We start from the raw sequence: 15,583 nt of genomic DNA on the forward strand, positions 1-15,583 counted from the left end.
ACCCGCGCGCCCCGCGGCTACCGTCGCCGCTCACATGGTGACGCTCCCCGACGTGCAGGCCGCCCTCGGCCGCATCCGCGATCGCATCTACCTGTCCCCGTGCGCCCGGAGCGAGACGTTCTCGAAGCTCACCGGCACGAGCGCGTACCTCAAGCTGGAGAACCTCCAGATGACGGGCGCGTTCAAGGAGCGCGGCGCGCTCAACAAGCTGCTCCTGCTCGCTCCCGAGGAGCGCTCCCGCGGGCTCATCGCGGCGAGCGCCGGGAACCACGCGCAGGGCGTCGCGTACCACGCGGGACGGCTGGGCGTCTCCGCGACCATCGTGATGCCCGAGACGACCCCGATCATGAAGGTGGCGAACACCCGGGCGCATGGCGCCCGGATCGTCCTCCACGGCTCGTCCTACGACGAGGCGTACGCGGAGGCGCGGCGCCTCGAGCAGGTGGAGGGGCTCACGTTCGTCCACCCGTTCGACGACCCCGCCATCATCGCCGGCCAGGGCACCATCGGCCTCGAGATCCTGGAGCAGGTGCCGGACGTGGACGCGATCGTGGTCCCGATCGGCGGCGGCGGCCTCGTGTCGGGCATCGCCGCGGCGGCAAAGGCCCTGCGGCCGTCGGTGAAGGTCGTGGGGGTCGAGGCGGAGGTCCTGCCCTGCATGCTCGCGGCGATCGAGGCGGGGAAGCCCGTCACGCTCGAGCCCGCGACCACGGTCGCGGACGGGATCGCCGTGAAGCGCGCCGGCGACCTCACCTTCGAGCACGTCCGCGCGCTCGTCGACGAGATCGTCACGGTGTCCGAGGAGGAGATCGCGAGCGCCATCCTCTACCTCCTCGAGAGGGAGAAGACGGTGGCGGAGGGCGCCGGCGCCGTCGGCGTCGCGGCGCTCATGCAGCGCCGCATCCGCGGCCTCGAGGGGAAGCGCGTCGTCGCCATCGTCTCCGGCGGCAACATCGACGTGAACCTCGTCGCGCGGATCATCGAGCGCGGCCTGGTGAAGGACGGGCGCCTCGTCCGCGTGAGCGTCGCCCTCATGGACAAGCCGGGCCAGCTCGCGAAGGTGTCCGGGATCATCGCGCATCACCGGGCGAACGTCATCGAGGTGCACCACACCCGGGCGTTCGCCACGCGGTTCGGCGACACCACCCTGCAGCTCACCCTCGAGACGCGCGGCCACGAGCACGTCGACGAGATCCTGAAGGCCCTGCGCGAGCGCGGCTACCAGGTCCAGCAGCTCGGAATCTGACCATGACGCCCTCCCAGCGCGCCCTCCTCGCCGCCTCCGTCGCCGCCGCCCTCATCGGGTTCGCCGCGGGCTGGTTCGCCCGGGTCTGGACCGAGCCCACGGTGGAGTCCCGGGCGCACGACGCCGCCGAGACGCTCCGGGGCAAGCTCCACGAGCTGTCGCGGTAGCCGTCTCCGCGGCGCGTCGCGCCCCGTCACGAACCGCCGCGCCGCGCCTCCCCACCGAGAGGCGGTCGAGGGCCGCCCGGAGGCCTCCTCGTGGGCGCCTGGCGCATTGCAGCGATCCACCCGCTCCGTTATCGTCGGGCCGCGTCCGCCCCGCCCGTGCAGCGCCCGGCCGGGGCGGCGCCCGGACGCCAGGCGATGACCTCCGACGATCGCGCGACCGCCCTCCTCGAGGCGGGCGACCACCGCGCCGCCGCGGAGGCCATCGTCCGCGACTACGGCCCGCAGATCCTCGGCTACCTCGTCTCCGTCCTGCGGAACGACGGCGACGCGGCCGACGTCTTCTCGCAGTTCACCGAGGACCTCTGGCGCGGGCTCCCCGGCTTCCGGCGCGAGTGCCCCGTCCGCATCTGGGCGTACCGCCTCGCCTGGCACGCCGCCGCGCGGCACCTCCGGGACCCGTACCGTGCCCGCGGGCGCCGCCTCGAGACCACCGAGCTGTCCCGGATCGCCGAGGAGGTCCGCTCCTCGCTCCTCCTCGGGCGGAAGGAGGCGCGCCAGCGTGGCATCGACCGGCTCCGGTCGCGGCTCGCGCCGGACGAGCAGACGCTCCTCGTCCTGCGGCTCGATCGCGATCTCACCTGGCGCGAGGTCGCGACGGTCCTCGCGGAGGACGGCGCGCCCGCGGACGAGCCGGCGCTCCGCAAGCGCTTCGAGCGGCTCAAGGACAAGCTCGCGCGGATGGCGCGCGAGGAGGGGCTGCTGGAATGACGGCGCGCCGCCCCGAAGAGCTCGAGGGCGAGAGCGAGGCGCTGTCCGACCTCCTCATGGCGCTCGCCAGCGCCCCGGAGCGCGATCCCGCCCAGCTCGTCGTGCCGCTCGCGCCCGGGGACGTCGTGGGCCGCTTCGAGCTCGTGCGCGAGGTCGGGCGCGGCGGCTTCGGCGTCGTCTTCGAGGCGCGCGATCGCGAGCTCGGCCGCCTCGTGGCGTTCAAGGCGATGCGCCCGTCGCGCGCCCGGGCGGACGCGCTCGAGAAGCCGCTCCGGGAGGAGGCCGAGGCGGCGGCGCGGCTCAATCACCCGAACGTCGTGACGCTGCACGACTTCGGGATCCACGACAGCACGCCGTACCTCATCCTCGAGCTCCTGCGGGGCGAGACGCTCCAGCAGCGCCTCCTCCGCGAGGTCGTCCTGCCGCCCGGCGAGGCGATCCGCATCGCGCTGGCGGTCGCCCGCGGCCTCGAGCACGCCCACGCGCAGGGCGTGCTCCACCGCGACCTCAAGCCGGGCAACGTGTTCCTCACCGATTCGGGCGGCGTGAAGCTGCTCGACTTCGGGCTCGCCCGCCTCCTCGATCGCGCGAGCCTCGCCGGCGGCACCCCCGCCTACATGGCGCCGGAGCAGCTCCGCGGCGAGCCCGGCGACGCGCGCGCCGACGTGTTCGGCGCCGCCGTCGTCCTCTTCCAGACGCTCGCGGGCCGGCTGCCCTTCCCCGTCGTCGACGGGCGGACCACGGTCCTCGACCCCGGCCCCCCGCCGTCCCTGCCGCTCGAGGACGCGCCGCCGGAGCTCGCCGCGCTCCTCGCGGGCGCCCTGTCGAAGGATCCGGCGGGCCGGCCCCAGAGCGCCGCCGCGCTCCGCGAGGCGCTCGAGGGCGTCGAGCGCGCGTACGCGGACCGCGCCGCCGAGGAGGTCCGCGCCGCGCGCCGCCGGCGGCTCCGCCGCGCCGCCGCGACGACCTCGGTCGTCGCCCTCGCCGCCGCCTCGTTCGCGGCGGTGCTCGCGCTCCGCGCCGGCGCGCGCGCCGAGCGGGCGCTCCGGGCGAGCCGCATCGCCAGCGCCGCGGAGGGCGCCTCCGATCCCCTCGCCGCCGCGCTGCTCATGGCGGAGATCGGCGGCGACCCGCCGGCGCGCGCCGTCGAGGTGGCGCAGCGGATCCTCGGGGAGCCGATCCCGATCGCCGTGCTCGATCGCGTGGAGGCCGGCTTCGGCCTCGAGGTGAGCCCCGACGGAACCCTCGTCGCGACCGGCACGCCGGACGGGGGCGCGGTCGTCCAGCGGACCGATGGGACGGGCGCGCCGCGCGTGCTCTCCGGCGGCGGCCGCCGCACGAACGCGCTGGCGTTCACCCGTGACGGGACCCGGCTCGTCACCGCGGGACACGACGGCGACGTCCACGTCTTCCGGCTGGGCGGCGAGGGCGCGCCGCTCACGCAGCACGCCGGCGCCTCCCCGCTCGCCCGCCTCCGGCTCGATCCGGAAGGACGGATCGCCGCCGCCGGCGCGCTCGACGGCCGGCTCTGGCTCGTCGCGCTCGACGGCTCGCGCCCGCCCGTCGCCCTGCTGCACGATGGCGCCGTGCTGGCGCTCGCCTGGACGCCGGACGGCGCGCGCGTCGCGACGGGCGCCGCGGACGGGTTCCTCCGGGTGTTCTCCCGCGACGGGGGCCTCCTCGCCCGCGCGCCGCTCCCCGGCGGCGCCATCTTCGATCTCGCGTGGTCGCCGGACGGCCGCGCCGTCGCCGTCGCGTCGGAGGACGGCGTGGCGCGCCTGCTCTCGCCGCAGGGCGCGGTGCTCGAGTCGTACGGAGCGCCGGGCCAGCCGGCCCTCTCGATCCGCTTCGATCCGACCGGCGGCCGCGTCGTGGTCGCCTCGATGGACGGCACCGCCCGCATCCACCGGGTCGGCGCGCCGGCCGCGGAGATCCGGCTCCGGGGTCACCGCGGGCCCGTGGTGCAGGCCGCGTTCGCGGCGGACGGCCGGGGCGTCGGGACGGTGGGCGCGGACGGGACGGTCCGGCTCTGGTCCGCCGACGGCGAGAGCCCGCCCATCGTGCTCCGCGGCCAGCACGCGGTCTCGATGGCCGGCTCGCCGGACGGCGCGCTCGTCTTCACGAAGGGGAAGGAGGGCGCGATCCGCGTGTGGCGCGCGGCGCCGCCGAACGAGCGGGCCGTGTTCCGCGCCCACGACCAGCTCGTGGACACCGTGAAGTGGACGCGCGACGGCCGCCGCCTCCTCACCGCCGGGCACGACGGCACGGCGCGGTTCTGGCCGGTGCACGGCGGCGACGGCCTCGTCATCCGCGATCCGGGCGGCGGCATCCACTCCGCCGACCTCGATCCCACCGAGCGGCGGATCGTGACCGCGTCCGAGGACGGGACCGTCCGGCTCTGGGACGCGGCGTCCGGCGCCCTCGTCCGCGAGCTCCGCGGCCACGAGGGGCCGGTGCTCGCCGCGTTCTTCAGCCCGGACGGCACGCGCATCGCGAGCGTGTCGCTCGACCGGACGGTCCGGATCTGGCCCGCCGACGGCGAGGGCGCCCCCCGCGTGCTGCGCGGGAGCGAGGGCGGCATCACCTCCGTGGCCTGGCTGCCCGACGGCAGGGGCGTGGTCTCGTCGTCGCAGCTCGACGCGACGGTGCGGGTGTGGCCGCTCGACGGGGGCGCGCCGCGCGTGCTGAAGTTCGAGCGTGCCGTGTTCCGGGCGACGCCGCTCCCGGACGGCACGCTCGTCGTCGCGGAGGAGGGCGGGCCGCTCCACGTGATCCGGCCCGACGGGACGGAGCGGCCGTTCCCGGCCCTGCAGGAGGAGCTCTTCACCGCGGTGCCGAGCCCCGACGGCCGGCGCATCGCGCTCGGGTCCTCCGACGGCACGGTCCGCGTCTACGACGCCGACGGCGGGGGCGAGCCGCTCGTGCTGCGCGGCCACGTCGGCCCGGTCGGCCACGCCGCGTTCAGCCCCGACGGCACGGAGCTCGCCACCGCGTCGTGGGACGGCACGGCGCGCGTCTTCACCGTCGACTGGGGACGGCTCCGCGCCGAGCTGCGCGCGTCGACCACCGCGTGCCTCCCGGTGTCGCACCGGGTCCAGGTGCTCGGCGAGTCCGCCGAGGAGGCCGAGGCGAGGTTCGCGGAGTGCCAGCGCGCGCACGGCCGCGCCCCCGCCGCGGCGCCCGCGCCCGCCGTCGCCCCGCCCTCCGCGGAGCTCGCGCCGGCCGCCACCGGGAGCAAGGGATGACCTCGCGCCGTCGCCACGCGCTCGCGCTCGTCGCCGCCCTCGTCGCGGCGCCGACGCTCGCGCGCGCCGGCGAGCCCGTCCGCAACCGCGAGCCGCCGCCCTCCGCGCACGAGCCGCCGCCGGGCTCGGAGCGCGTGGAGATCCACGTCCGGTTCCCCCCCTGGGAATACTCCGGGACGTTCCGGATCGAGACCGCCGCGGGGACGATCCGGGACGAGGGCGTCGCGCGCGACCTCGGCGGCTTCGCCATGGGCACCGGCGTCGTGGAGCGCGTCCTCGAGGGGTCGAAGGGGACGATCACGCTGCGGATCCAGGGCAGCTCGAAGAGCGGCGGCTTCCCGCCGATCTTCGGCCGGTGGACGCTCGCGTCGGGCACCGGCGCATACGCGTCGCTCTCGGGCTCGGGGACCGTCACGTCGTGCGCGGCCGGCGCGCCGAAGGGCGGGAGCCCGTACGAGCTGCAGACCCTGCTCGGGCACGTGGTGCGGGTCACGAAATAACGAGCTCCTCCTCCCGTAGACAGGGCGCGAGAGGTCGAAGCACCGCGTCCTGGAAGGAGCGAGCCATGTCGAGCCCGAACGAGAACCGCCGCCCCCTCTTCTCGAGCCTGCCGCGCCGGCGGGGCCTCGCCGCGCTGCCGCTCGTGGCCCTCTGGCTCGGGCTCGCCGTCGCGTTCGTGGTCGAGGTGGCGCCGCTCCGCTCGCCGGAGGATCGCTTCTACGAGCTCGAGGCGCAGCGCGACTTCTACGTGCGCGCCGCGGCCGCGCGCCAGCGGGCGCTGCTCGCCGCGTCCGGCTCGCACGCGCCGGCGCGGGTCGCGCGCACCGGCCACCCCGCGGTCCAGGCCCGCACGCCCGCGCGCGCGTCCGTGCTCGAGACGACCGACTCCGCGGCGGGCGTCCTCGCGGCACCGCTCGGCTGCCGGAGCGCGCAGTAGCCGCCGGGCGCGGCCGTCAGCGGCCGCGCCGGCCCACGAGCCACAGCACGAGCGAGAGGATCACCGAGACGAGGATCGAGGTCCCGAGCGGGAAGTAGAAGCGGAAGCCCGGGCGCTCGACGGAGAGATCCCCGGGGAGCTTCCCGATCCGGAGCCCCGGGAACCGCTCCGCGAGGACGAGCACGAGCCCGATGGCGACGAGGACCCCGCCGAGGACGAGGAGCATCCGGCCGAGGGACGCGGGGCCGCCGGGCATGACCGCCATCATAACGCGCCGCGCCCGGGGCGCCGGCCGGACGTTCGCGCCGCCTCACGGCGGAAGCCCCGGCAGGACCTCCGCGAGCGCCGCGAGGAACCCGTCCACCTGCGCCTCCTCGTGAGCCGCCGAGAGCGCGACGCGGAGCCGGCTGGTCCCGCGCGGCACGGTCGGGGGCCGGATCGCGCGCACGAACCAGCCGCGCTCGCGCAGCGCCGACGAGGCGGCGAGGGCGCGCGCCTCGCTGCCGAGCACGACCGGCAGGATGGGCGCGACGACGCTCGCCACGTCGAAGCCGAGGCGCGCGAGCCCCGCCTTCGCCCGCTCGGTCAGCGCGAGGACGTGGGCGCGGCGCGCCGGCTCGGACGCGACCACGTCGAGGGCGGCGAGGGCCGCGCCGCACGCCGCCGGCGGGAGCGCGGTGGTGAAGACGAACGTCCGCGCGCGCGAGACGAGCAGCTCCGCGAGGGGCTGCGTCCCGGCGACGTACGCGCCGAACGCGCCGAGCGCCTTCCCGAGGGTGCCCATGTGCACGTCGACCCGGTCCGAGACCCCCAGCGCCTCCGCCAGGCCGGCCCCCGTCGGTCCGAGGATCCCGGCCGAGTGCGCCTCGTCCACGTAGAGCATCGCGCCGTGCCGGTCGCAGAGCTCCGCGAGCTCGCGGAGCGGCGCAGCGTCCCCGTCCATGGAGAACACCGCGTCCGTGACGACGAGCTTCCGGCGCGCTCGCGTGCGCGCGAGCAGGCCGGCGAGCTCGTCGACGTCGCGGTGCCGGTACCGAACCAGCTCCGCGCGCGAGAGGAGGCAGCCGTCGACGATCGACGCGTGGTTCAGGACGTCGCAGAAGATCGCGTCGTCGCGCCCGACGAGCGCGGCCGGGACCCCGGCGTTCGCGTGGTACCCGGAGTTGAAGAGGAGCGCCGCCTGCGTCCCCTTCCACGCCGCGAGCCGGGCCTCGAGGGCGCGGTGGACGGGCAGGTCGCCGGCGACCAGGCGCGAGGCGCCGGCCCCGGCGCCCTCCTGCTCCGCCGCGTCCGACGCCGCCCGGCGGAGCCGCGGGTCCGCGGCGAGGCCGAGGTAGTCGTTCGAGCAGAGGTTCACGAGCCGCCGCCCGGCGACCTCGACCACCGGGCCCTGCACCGGCGCGATCGTCTCGAGCGCGCGCCGGAGGCCCTTCGCCGCGAGGGCGTCGAGCTCGCCCGGGATCCAGTCGAGGGCGGAGCGGGCCATCGCTAGCGCACGACCGGGAGGCGGCGCTTCTCGAGCGCCCGCTCGTTCCAGTCGGCGTCGTGCGGCGCGCACCCGTCGAAGGCCCAGGGGCGCTCCGTGTCCGGAGCGCGGAGGCGGAGGCCCTGCGCCTCGACCATGTTCACGGTCAGCTCGGGGGAGCGGCCCGCGCTCGTGAGGTAGTTGCCGACCATCGTCCCGTTGGCGCCCGCGCGGAAGATCTGGTCCTGACGATCCCCGAGGTTCACCTCGCGCCCGCCCATCACGAAGATGTGGGCGGCCGGCATCATGAGCCGGAACACCGCGAGCGCCGCGAGGCACTCCTCCGCGGTGATCGCCTTCACGTGCGCCATGGGCGTGCCCGGGCGCGGGTTCAGGAAGTTCACCGGCACGCAGTCGATGCCGAGCTCGCGGATCGTCTCGGCGAGCTCGACCCGCTGCTCCGCCGTCTCGCCCATCCCGAGGATGCCGCCCGAGCAGAGCTTGAAGCCGAGCTTCTTCGCGGCGCGGATCGTCTCGAGCTGCTCCTCGAACGTGTGCGTCGTGCAGACGTTCGAGAAGAAGCTCGGCGCGGTCTCGAGGTTGTGGTGGTAGTGCATGAGCCCGGCCGCCTTGAGGCGCGCGAGCTCGGGCTCCTTCATGAGGCCGAGCGAGGCGCACGGCTCCACCGCGGTCTCGGCGCGGAGCTTCTGGACGGCCTGCTCGATCGTGGCGAGCTCGGCCTCCTTCGCGACGCGCGTCCCGCTCGTCACGATGGAGAACTCGCGCGCGCCGGCGCGCTCCGCGGCCTTCGCCTGCGCCACGATCTCGTCGGCGCCGACGAGGGGATAGACCGGCGCGTCCGCGTCGGGGAAGTGCGCCGACTGGGAGCAGAAGCCGCAGTCCTCGGCGCAGCGCCCGCTCTTCGCGTTCGTGATCCCGCAGAGCGCGATCTCGTCCCCGTGCACGGCGCGGCGCACGGCGTCGGCGCGAACGAGCAGCGCCTCGAGCGCGGCACCGGAGGTGTGGTGGATGAGCCGGCGAGCCTCGTCGGCGGAGATGGGCTCGATCCCGGCGGGCAGCGGCCTGGCAGCGGTCTCACACATGGGACGGCGACCCTACCAGACGGGATCGCCTCGTCAACCCGGTGGCGCCGGTCCGGTTGACGAGGGCCCCCCAACGGGCCGAACCTCGCGACGTCGCTGGGGATCCCGGTCGCTACGGGAGATCTAGCCCACCCCCTGCACGGGTCAGGGCGAGCCCCTTCCCCCGGCGCCGCGATGTGTAGCTTTCGATCGGGAGGGGCTCATGCTCTGGACGATCACGATCATCCTGCTGGTGCTGTGGGCGATCGGGCTCGTATCCGGCTCGACGCTCGGATGGTGGGTTCACCTGCTGCTGGTCCTGGCGGTGATCTCGCTCATCTTCGCGGTGATCCGGCGCGGCTCGGCCACCGTCTGACGACGGGCGCGTCGGGAGGCGGTCCCCGTTCACTCAGGGACACGCGCCCGGCGCGCCCGCGCTGCACCACCCGCGCTGGAACGCGGGCCCGGGCGGCGAGCCCGCGTGCCGCTCGAGCCCGAACGCACCGGTGGTCCCCCACCTCCCGGGCCACGACAGGAACGCCGCGCGCGGCGCGCCGCGCTCGCCCACGTTGACGATCCCGCCGCCCTCGTCGGTCCTCCAGACCCGGCAGCCCGCGGCCGCCGCGCGCGCGGGGTCGCGCTCCGGGCAGAGGCGCTCCCAGGCCGGGGCCTCGCCGGCGAGCGCGTAGCTCGCGTGCGTGCCGCGGCCGGCGAGCACGACGGGGTGCCCGTCCTCGCGCGCCAGCGACTCCCACTCGAACCACTCGCCCGGCGCCGAGTCCTCGTGCCGCGCGTACCACGCCCCGACCGGCCGCGCCGCCGCGTCGAGGCGCACGGTCACGTGCTCCCAGTCGCCCTCGTGATCGAACGCCCAGAAGGCGTCGTTGAACGCGTAGAAGAACCAGTACTGGAGCAGGATCCCGCCGCCCGCCGCGCGGTACGCGTGCCCGTAGACCGTCCAGACCGCGGGATCCGGGCTGCCCGCGCGCGCGGCCCGCTCGACGCGGAGGCGCGCGCCCGGCTCGTCGAGCCCGGGCACCGCCCGCGCGACGAGGGCGCCGACCGCGCCGAGCACCGAGGCCTCCATGATGCGCGGCGGCCGCCCGGGCGCCGTCTCGATCTCCGCGCGGGCGAGCAGCCACTCGGCGCTCGCGGGGAGCGCCTCCTCCGTCGGAGCGAGGAGGACCACCGGCGCGTGGCGCTCGAGCAGCGCGTCCTCGAGGGCGTCGTCGATCCCGTCGCCGTCACGATCCACCGCGCGCGCGGTGGCGGGCGCCGCGAGGGCGACGAGCAGCAGGAGGGCGAGCGGGCGCAGGATCGGGTGAGACGGCATCGGCATCGGTGGGTGCCACGCCCCTGATGTGCGACCAGGCGAGCGAGCGCGAGCGGGCGGAGTCTCGCGATCCCGGGGCGCTCTTACAAGAGACGGGGGGGCAGGCGGATGCCCCGGCGCGCGAGGGGCGCGCGCGGGCTCGACGCGGTAGACCGCCTGTCGGATCGCCGTGGTACGCGGGACCGACATGGCCCGCGCCGCCGGAAAGCCGAGGACCGTCTACGCCTGCGCCGAGTGCGGCCATCAGAGCCCGAAATGGCTCGGCCAGTGCCCTGCCTGTCGCCAGTGGAACACCCTCGCCGAGGAGGTCGCCGCGCCCGAGCCGAAGGGCGCGGGCGCGCCTCGCGGTTGGGGCGTCCCGGGCGCGGCGCGGCCGCTCCCGCTCCGCGAGGTCGAGGCGCGCGACGAGGAGCGCCAGCGGACCGGGATCGGCGAGCTGGATCGCGTGCTCGGGGGCGGCGTCGTGCCGGGCGCGCTGGTGCTCCTCGGCGGCGATCCCGGCATCGGCAAGTCCACCCTGCTCCTCGCCGCGCTCGACCGGCTCGCGGCCGCGCGCCCGGACGGGACCGTCCTGTACGTCTCGGGCGAGGAGTCGGCGCGCCAGGTGAAGCTCCGCGCGGATCGCCTGAAGGTGACCGCCGGCAACCTCTCCGTGCTCGCGGAGACCGACGCCCAGAAGGTCCTCCACGCCGCGGAGGCGCTCCGGCCCACCGCGCTCGCGGTGGACTCGATCCAGACGCAGTACCTGCCCGAGCTGCCCAGCGCGCCGGGGACCGTCACGCAGATCCGCGAGGTGGCGGCGCGGTTCATGGCCTTCGCGAAGACGACCGAGACGCCGGTGTTCCTCGTCGGCCACGTGACCAAGGACGGGGCCATCGCCGGCCCGCGCGTCCTCGAGCACATGGTGGACACCGTCCTCTACTTCGAGGGAGGCGGCGCGCACCCGTACCGCGTGCTCCGCGCGCACAAGAACCGGTTCGGTTCCGCGAGCGAGATCGGCGTGTTCGAGATGAAGGCCGGCGGCCTCGCCGAGGTCGCGAACCCGTCCGCGCTGTTCCTCGCCGAGCGGCCGGAGGACGCGCCGGGGAGCGCGGTCGCGGCGGTGCTGAACGGGACGCGGACCGTGCTCGTGGAGATCCAGGCGCTGGTCGCGCCGACCGGGTACGGCACCCCGCGACGGACCGCGCTCGGGATCGACTCGAACCGCGTCGCCCTGCTCGCGGCGGTGCTCGAGAAGAAGGTCGGGATGGAGATCCTCTCCTGCGATCTCTTCGTGAACGTCGCCGGAGGGCTCTCGCTCGACGATCCCGCCGCCGATCTCGCGGCCGTCGCGGCGCTCGCGTCGAGCTTCCGTGACCGCCCGCTCCCGCCGCGGACGCTCGTGCTCGGCGAGGTCGGGCTCGCGGGCGAGGTCCGCGCGGTCTCGCAGCCGGAGATCCGGCTCGCCGAGGCCGCGCGGCTCGGCTTCGAGCGCGCGATCGTCCCGGCGGCGAACGCACGGCACGCCGAGGTGCCCGCCGGGATCGAGGTCGTCGGCGTGGCGACGGTCGCCGAGGCGCTCGATCGGATCGCCTGACGCCCCCGCACGCGCGCGGCCCCATGCCGCGCGGCGGCGCACGGCCGGCGGCGCGCGGCGGTGCTAAGTTCTCGCCGCCATGGCGTCCCGCACTCTGCCCTCCGGGGGTGGGCCGCCGCCGCGCCGGGTGTTGACCACGCCCGCCGCCGCCGCGGCCGTCTTGCTCGCCGCGCTCCTCCTCGCGCCGGTGCTGCTGCCCCGGCCGGAGGCGCCGGAGCGCGCAGCGCCGCCCGTCGAGCGCGCGCCGTCGGCGCCGTCCGGCGCAGCCGAGGGGGCGAGCGCGACGACCGAGGCGCCCCGCGCGGCGCTCCCCGCGCCGTCTCCCGCGCCGGCGTCCGGATGGGAAGAGGACGCGTGGTACGTCCTCGACGCACTCGAGGCGCTCGCGACCGGGCGGCGGGCCGGCGCCTTCGCCGAGGCGCGGGCCGAGGCGATCCGCGGGGACCTGGCCCTGTTCCCGCCCGGCGCGGCGGAGCTGCGGGCGCTCCTGCGGGGCGGGCTGCGCGAGCGGGCGCTCGCGCTGGTCGCGGCGGCCGCGCGCCCGCCCGACGACGAGGACGTGTTGGAGCTCGCGCTCCGCGCATTCGATCCAGCCGATCCGCTCGTCGTCCGCCTCCTCGGGGCGGAGCTCGTCGCCGCGCTGCCCCCGGAGCGCGTCGCGCTCCACGACGACGCGCTCGTCCGCGCCTTCGAGGCGGAGCCCGATCCGCTCGTCCTCGCCACCGCGCTCCCCGGCCTCGAGCGGCTCGACGCGGTCCCGCTCGCCCGGATCTTCCGCACGCAGCTCGTCCACGCGGCACCCGAGATGCAGCCCGTGCTCCTGCGCCTCGCCGCGAGCCGCGTGGGCGCGGAGGCGCTCGAGCAGCTCGAGGCGGCGACGCCCGGGCTCGCGCTCGAGGCGCCCTGACGCGGGCGCGGCGGTACCTACCCCGGAGCCGGGGTGGGCACCGGTGGCACCGCGTCGTCCTGCGACGGCAGCACCTCACTGGCGCTTGCGCCGCCGCCCTGCCGACGCCAGCATCTCCGGTGATGCGGAACGTCGTCAGGAGGCGTCGCGCGGACGGCATCACGGAGCTCCGGCCGATCGATGAGCGGCTCGAGCGTCCCGGCTGGTACCTCGGCGCCTTCACGGTCCTCCTGTTCGCGTGCGCGCTGTTCGTGTCCACCGCGATCCCGCCCACGCTCCTCGCGGCCGTGATCGCGGCGGCACTGAGCGGCGAGCTCTGCATGACGTGCCGCGACCTGCTCGACCATCGCCGGCCGCCGGCCCAGATCGTCGTGCTCGCCCGCGCGCGCGCGCGGTGACGGCGCCCTCGAGGGCGCGGGGCGCGTCTCGCGGTCCTCCTGCCCGGCTACGCGGCCTGGACGGCCTTGCGCCACTTCGCGAGGTGCTGCTCGCGCTCGACGGGCTTCATCTTCGGCTCGAACCGCTTCTGCACCTTGAACGACCGGCGGATCTCCTCGCGGTCCTTCCACACGCCGGTCGCGAGCCCCGCGAGGAACGCCGCGCCGAGCGCGGTGGTCTCGATCATGCGCGGCCGCTCCACCGCGACGTCGAGCAGGTCCGCCTGGAACTGCATGAGGAGATCGTTCTGGCAGGCGCCGCCGTCGACGCGGAAGACGGGGAACGGCCGCCCGGCCTCCGCCCGCATCGCCTCGGCGAGATCGAAGATGAGGAACGCGACGCCCTCGAGCGTCGCCCGCGCGAGGTGCGCCGCCGTGGTCCCGCGGTCGATGCCGCGGATGACGCCACGCGCCTCCGGGCGCCAGTGCGGGGCGCCGAGCCCGGCGAGCGCCGGCACGAACACCACGTCCTCGGAGGACCTCACCTCGCGCGCGAGGGTCTCCACGTCCGACGCGCTCTTGATGATCCCGAGGCCGTCGCGCAGCCACTGCACCGCCGCGCCGGCGATGAAGGAAGAGCCCTCGAGGGCGTACGTCGTCTCGCCGCCGATGGTCCAGGCCACGGTGGCGAGGAGGCCGCGCGACGACTGGACCGGCTCCGTCCCGACGTTCTGGAGCAGGAACGCGCCCGTCCCGTAGGTGCACTTCGCCTCGCCCGGCCGGAAGCAGGCCTGCCCGAAGAGCGCCGCCTGCTGGTCGCCGGCGATCCCCGCCACCGGGATCCCGTCGGGGAGCCCCTTCACGTTCTTGGTGGTGCCGTACACCTCCGACGAGGCGCGGATCTCGGGGAGGACGTTCGGCGGCACGCCGAAGAGGTCCAGGAGCTCGCGGTCCCACCGCCGCGCGCGCAGATCCATGAGGAGCGTGCGGCTCGCGTTCGAGGTGTCGGTCACGTGGGCGGCGCCGGCGGTGAGCCGCCAGACGAGGAAGGAGTCGATCGTGCCGAACGCCGCCTCGCCCGCCTCGGCCCGCTCGCGCGCGCCGCGCACGTTCTCGAGGAGCCAGCGGAGCTTCGTCGCCGAGAAGTACGGGTCGATGACGAGCCCGGTCTTCTCGCGGACCGCCGGCTCATGGCCCGCCGCCTTGAGCGCGGCGCACGCGTCCGTCGTCCGGCGGTCCTGCCAGACGATGGCGTGGTGCAGCGGCCGGCCCGAGCGCCGGTCCCACAGCGCGGTGGTCTCGCGCTGGTTGGTGATCCCGATGGCGGCGACGTCCCGGCCGCTCACGCCGGCCTCGCGGAGCGCACGCTGGATCGTCGACACCGTCGAGCCCCAGATGTCCTCGAGATCGTGCTCCACCCATCCCGGGCGCGGGAAGATCTGCCGGAACTCCTGGTTCACCTTGGCGCGGAGCGCGAGGCGGCTGTCGAGGACGAGGACGGTCGTGCCGGTCGTTCCCTGATCGATCGCGAGGACGTGCGAGGTCACGGTCCCTCCCTGGAGTTCGTCTAGCGGCGCGTCGGCGTCCGCCGCTTGCCGCGTTTCCCGCCCCCGCCGCCGCGAAGCGGACGCCGGTTCGGGCGCGCCGCCGCGCCCCGCCGCGCGGGCACGGTCCGCCGGCCCGGGATCGGCAAGCCCTCGAGGAACCGGCGCGCCTCGTCCGCGCAGCGCTCGCGCTCCACGTCGATCCCCACGAGGTGCCAGCTCTCGGGCAGCACGACGAGCTCGGCGGGGCCGCTGCCGATCCGGCGCGCGAGCCGCTTCGCGCCGGCCAGCGTCACCGTGTGATCGTGACCGCCCGCGACGACGAGGGCGGGCGCCGCGACGCCGGGCAGCTGGCGATCGACGTGCTCCTCCAGGTCCGCGAGCTCCGCGACGGCCGCGAGCGGCACGCCGTCCATGCAGGGGTTCCGCTTCCGCATCTCGTCGTCGCGGACGTCGGAGCCGGCGCCCTTCGGGAACACCACGTCCCGGAGCGCAGGGATCCGGCCGAGCAGCGCGCCGAGCTTCCCCTGGAGGTGCAGCTCGAGCGCGGGCGCGAGGAGGACGAGCCCGTCCACGCGCTCCGGGTGGTCGTGGGCGAGCGCACAGGCGACGAGCGCGCCCATCGAGCACCCCACGACGAACGTGCGGCGAGCGCCCTCGAGCCGCGCGAGATCGCGGCTCGCCTTCGCGACCCACTCCGTCCAGGGGATCCCCACGAGCTCGCGCGGCCCTCCGCCGTGCCCCGCCATGAGCGGCGCGAGGCACCGCAGGCCCGCGTCGTGCAGCCGCTCGGCGACGGGGTGGATCTCGAAGGTGGAGCCGGTGAGCCCGTGCAGGAGCAGGACCGCATCCGGCCCGCCGGGAAGGTCGAACTCCGCGCCGTGGCCGATCGCCCTCCGGATCACGCGATGAACGTACCCCCCGGGGGGACGGCCT

At 76.1% G+C, this 15,583-nt stretch carries 16 protein-coding genes; 10 read left to right on the forward strand and 6 right to left on the reverse strand.

Annotated elements, in window-relative coordinates:
* Nucleotides 1-34 precede the first annotated feature (34 nt).
* The 6 genes from AMOR_RS05790 (at nt 35) to AMOR_RS05815 (ending at nt 6,363) form a co-directional block, all read left to right on the forward strand.
* Nucleotides 35-1,246 carry a threonine ammonia-lyase gene (locus tag AMOR_RS05790; protein ID WP_248359489.1) on the forward strand — a complete coding sequence of 404 codons (1,212 nt, stop codon included), beginning with the start codon at nt 35-37 and terminating at the stop codon, nt 1,244-1,246.
* A 2-nt stretch (nt 1,247-1,248) separates the two neighbouring features.
* Nucleotides 1,249-1,413: a DUF1049 domain-containing protein gene (locus AMOR_RS05795; RefSeq protein ID WP_248359492.1), complete on the forward strand. Its 165-nt coding sequence runs from the start codon at nt 1,249-1,251 to the stop codon at nt 1,411-1,413.
* A 195-nt stretch (nt 1,414-1,608) separates the two neighbouring features.
* The gene (locus tag AMOR_RS05800; protein ID WP_248359495.1) at nt 1,609-2,181 is read left to right on the forward strand and encodes an RNA polymerase sigma factor; all 573 of its coding nucleotides are present in this window, start codon (nt 1,609-1,611) and stop codon (nt 2,179-2,181) included.
* Nucleotides 2,178-5,426, forward strand: a complete 3,249-nt coding sequence (locus AMOR_RS05805; protein ID WP_248359498.1) for a serine/threonine-protein kinase — start codon at nt 2,178-2,180, stop codon at nt 5,424-5,426. Before AMOR_RS05800 ends, AMOR_RS05805 begins: the two co-directional genes overlap by 4 nt.
* Entirely contained in the window at nt 5,423-5,926 is a 504-nt protein-coding gene (locus tag AMOR_RS05810) for a hypothetical protein (RefSeq protein ID WP_248359500.1), read from the forward strand. The genes AMOR_RS05805 and AMOR_RS05810 overlap by 4 nt, the downstream gene beginning before the upstream one ends.
* Nucleotides 5,927-5,991: 65 nt before the next feature.
* Nucleotides 5,992-6,363 (forward strand): hypothetical protein, encoded by a 372-nt coding sequence (locus tag AMOR_RS05815; RefSeq protein WP_248359503.1) that lies wholly within the window; start codon nt 5,992-5,994, stop codon nt 6,361-6,363.
* A 16-nt stretch (nt 6,364-6,379) separates the two neighbouring features.
* Here the strand turns inward: AMOR_RS05815 and AMOR_RS05820 are convergent, their stop codons facing one another.
* From AMOR_RS05820 to bioB, 3 genes are read right to left on the reverse strand one after another with little or no spacing between them, the layout of a single operon-like run.
* Complete coding sequence (locus AMOR_RS05820) at nt 6,380-6,619, reverse strand: DUF2905 domain-containing protein (protein WP_248359505.1); 240 nt, start codon at nt 6,617-6,619, stop codon at nt 6,380-6,382.
* Between the two features lie 54 nt (nt 6,620-6,673).
* Complete coding sequence (gene bioF / locus AMOR_RS05825; RefSeq protein ID WP_248359508.1) at nt 6,674-7,849, reverse strand: 8-amino-7-oxononanoate synthase; 1,176 nt, start codon at nt 7,847-7,849, stop codon at nt 6,674-6,676.
* A 2-nt stretch (nt 7,850-7,851) separates the two neighbouring features.
* A complete protein-coding gene (gene bioB / locus AMOR_RS05830; RefSeq protein WP_248359511.1) occupies nt 7,852-8,931 on the reverse strand; it encodes a biotin synthase BioB in 1,080 nt (359 codons plus the stop codon).
* 202 nt (nt 8,932-9,133) lie between these two features.
* Here bioB and AMOR_RS05835 point away from each other — a divergent pair, with 202 nt between their 5' ends.
* Nucleotides 9,134-9,286: a lmo0937 family membrane protein gene (locus tag AMOR_RS05835; protein WP_248359515.1), complete on the forward strand. Its 153-nt coding sequence runs from the start codon at nt 9,134-9,136 to the stop codon at nt 9,284-9,286.
* 33 nt (nt 9,287-9,319) lie between these two features.
* Here AMOR_RS05835 and AMOR_RS05840 read toward each other — a convergent pair whose 3' ends face one another.
* Nucleotides 9,320-10,249, reverse strand: coding sequence for a hypothetical protein (locus AMOR_RS05840; RefSeq protein ID WP_248359518.1), 930 nt, complete (start codon nt 10,247-10,249; stop codon nt 9,320-9,322).
* A gap of 181 nt (nt 10,250-10,430) precedes the next feature.
* On the opposite strand from AMOR_RS05840, the gene radA reads away from it, so the two are divergent.
* From radA to AMOR_RS05855, 3 genes are all read left to right on the forward strand, one after another.
* Entirely contained in the window at nt 10,431-11,819 is a 1,389-nt protein-coding gene (radA, locus tag AMOR_RS05845) for a DNA repair protein RadA (protein ID WP_248359520.1), read from the forward strand.
* Between the two features lie 79 nt (nt 11,820-11,898).
* A complete protein-coding gene (locus AMOR_RS05850; RefSeq protein ID WP_248359523.1) occupies nt 11,899-12,726 on the forward strand; it encodes a hypothetical protein in 828 nt (275 codons plus the stop codon).
* Between the two features lie 122 nt (nt 12,727-12,848).
* The gene (locus tag AMOR_RS05855; protein WP_248359526.1) at nt 12,849-13,124 is read left to right on the forward strand and encodes a hypothetical protein; all 276 of its coding nucleotides are present in this window, start codon (nt 12,849-12,851) and stop codon (nt 13,122-13,124) included.
* A gap of 47 nt (nt 13,125-13,171) precedes the next feature.
* Here AMOR_RS05855 and glpK read toward each other — a convergent pair whose 3' ends face one another.
* Both glpK and AMOR_RS05865 read right to left on the reverse strand, forming a co-directional pair.
* Nucleotides 13,172-14,650: a glycerol kinase GlpK gene (gene glpK / locus AMOR_RS05860; protein ID WP_248359528.1), complete on the reverse strand. Its 1,479-nt coding sequence runs from the start codon at nt 14,648-14,650 to the stop codon at nt 13,172-13,174.
* Between the two features lie 20 nt (nt 14,651-14,670).
* The gene (locus AMOR_RS05865) at nt 14,671-15,552 is read right to left on the reverse strand and encodes an alpha/beta hydrolase (protein ID WP_248359530.1); all 882 of its coding nucleotides are present in this window, start codon (nt 15,550-15,552) and stop codon (nt 14,671-14,673) included.
* Nucleotides 15,553-15,583: the final 31 nt, after the last annotated feature.

Origin of the sequence: Anaeromyxobacter oryzae (assembly GCF_023169945.1) — a bacterium.
In the GTDB taxonomy this organism is placed as follows: domain Bacteria; phylum Myxococcota; class Myxococcia; order Myxococcales; family Anaeromyxobacteraceae; genus Anaeromyxobacter; species Anaeromyxobacter oryzae.

Coding starts and splice junctions, on each gene's coding strand:
- AMOR_RS05790 (WP_248359489.1), top strand. CDS start 35: ATGGTGACGCTCCCCGACGTGCAGGCCGCCCTCGGCCGCATCCGCGAT.
- AMOR_RS05795 (WP_248359492.1), top strand. CDS start 1,249: ATGACGCCCTCCCAGCGCGCCCTCCTCGCCGCCTCCGTCGCCGCCGCC.
- AMOR_RS05800 (WP_248359495.1), top strand. CDS start 1,609: ATGACCTCCGACGATCGCGCGACCGCCCTCCTCGAGGCGGGCGACCAC.
- AMOR_RS05805 (WP_248359498.1), top strand. CDS start 2,178: ATGACGGCGCGCCGCCCCGAAGAGCTCGAGGGCGAGAGCGAGGCGCTG.
- AMOR_RS05810 (WP_248359500.1), top strand. CDS start 5,423: ATGACCTCGCGCCGTCGCCACGCGCTCGCGCTCGTCGCCGCCCTCGTC.
- AMOR_RS05815 (WP_248359503.1), top strand. CDS start 5,992: ATGTCGAGCCCGAACGAGAACCGCCGCCCCCTCTTCTCGAGCCTGCCG.
- AMOR_RS05820 (WP_248359505.1), bottom strand. CDS start 6,619: ATGCCCGGCGGCCCCGCGTCCCTCGGCCGGATGCTCCTCGTCCTCGGC.
- bioF (WP_248359508.1), bottom strand. CDS start 7,849: ATGGCCCGCTCCGCCCTCGACTGGATCCCGGGCGAGCTCGACGCCCTC.
- bioB (WP_248359511.1), bottom strand. CDS start 8,931: ATGTGTGAGACCGCTGCCAGGCCGCTGCCCGCCGGGATCGAGCCCATC.
- AMOR_RS05835 (WP_248359515.1), top strand. CDS start 9,134: ATGCTCTGGACGATCACGATCATCCTGCTGGTGCTGTGGGCGATCGGG.
- AMOR_RS05840 (WP_248359518.1), bottom strand. CDS start 10,249: ATGCCGATGCCGTCTCACCCGATCCTGCGCCCGCTCGCCCTCCTGCTG.
- radA (WP_248359520.1), top strand. CDS start 10,431: ATGGCCCGCGCCGCCGGAAAGCCGAGGACCGTCTACGCCTGCGCCGAG.
- AMOR_RS05850 (WP_248359523.1), top strand. CDS start 11,899: ATGGCGTCCCGCACTCTGCCCTCCGGGGGTGGGCCGCCGCCGCGCCGG.
- AMOR_RS05855 (WP_248359526.1), top strand. CDS start 12,849: ATGCGGAACGTCGTCAGGAGGCGTCGCGCGGACGGCATCACGGAGCTC.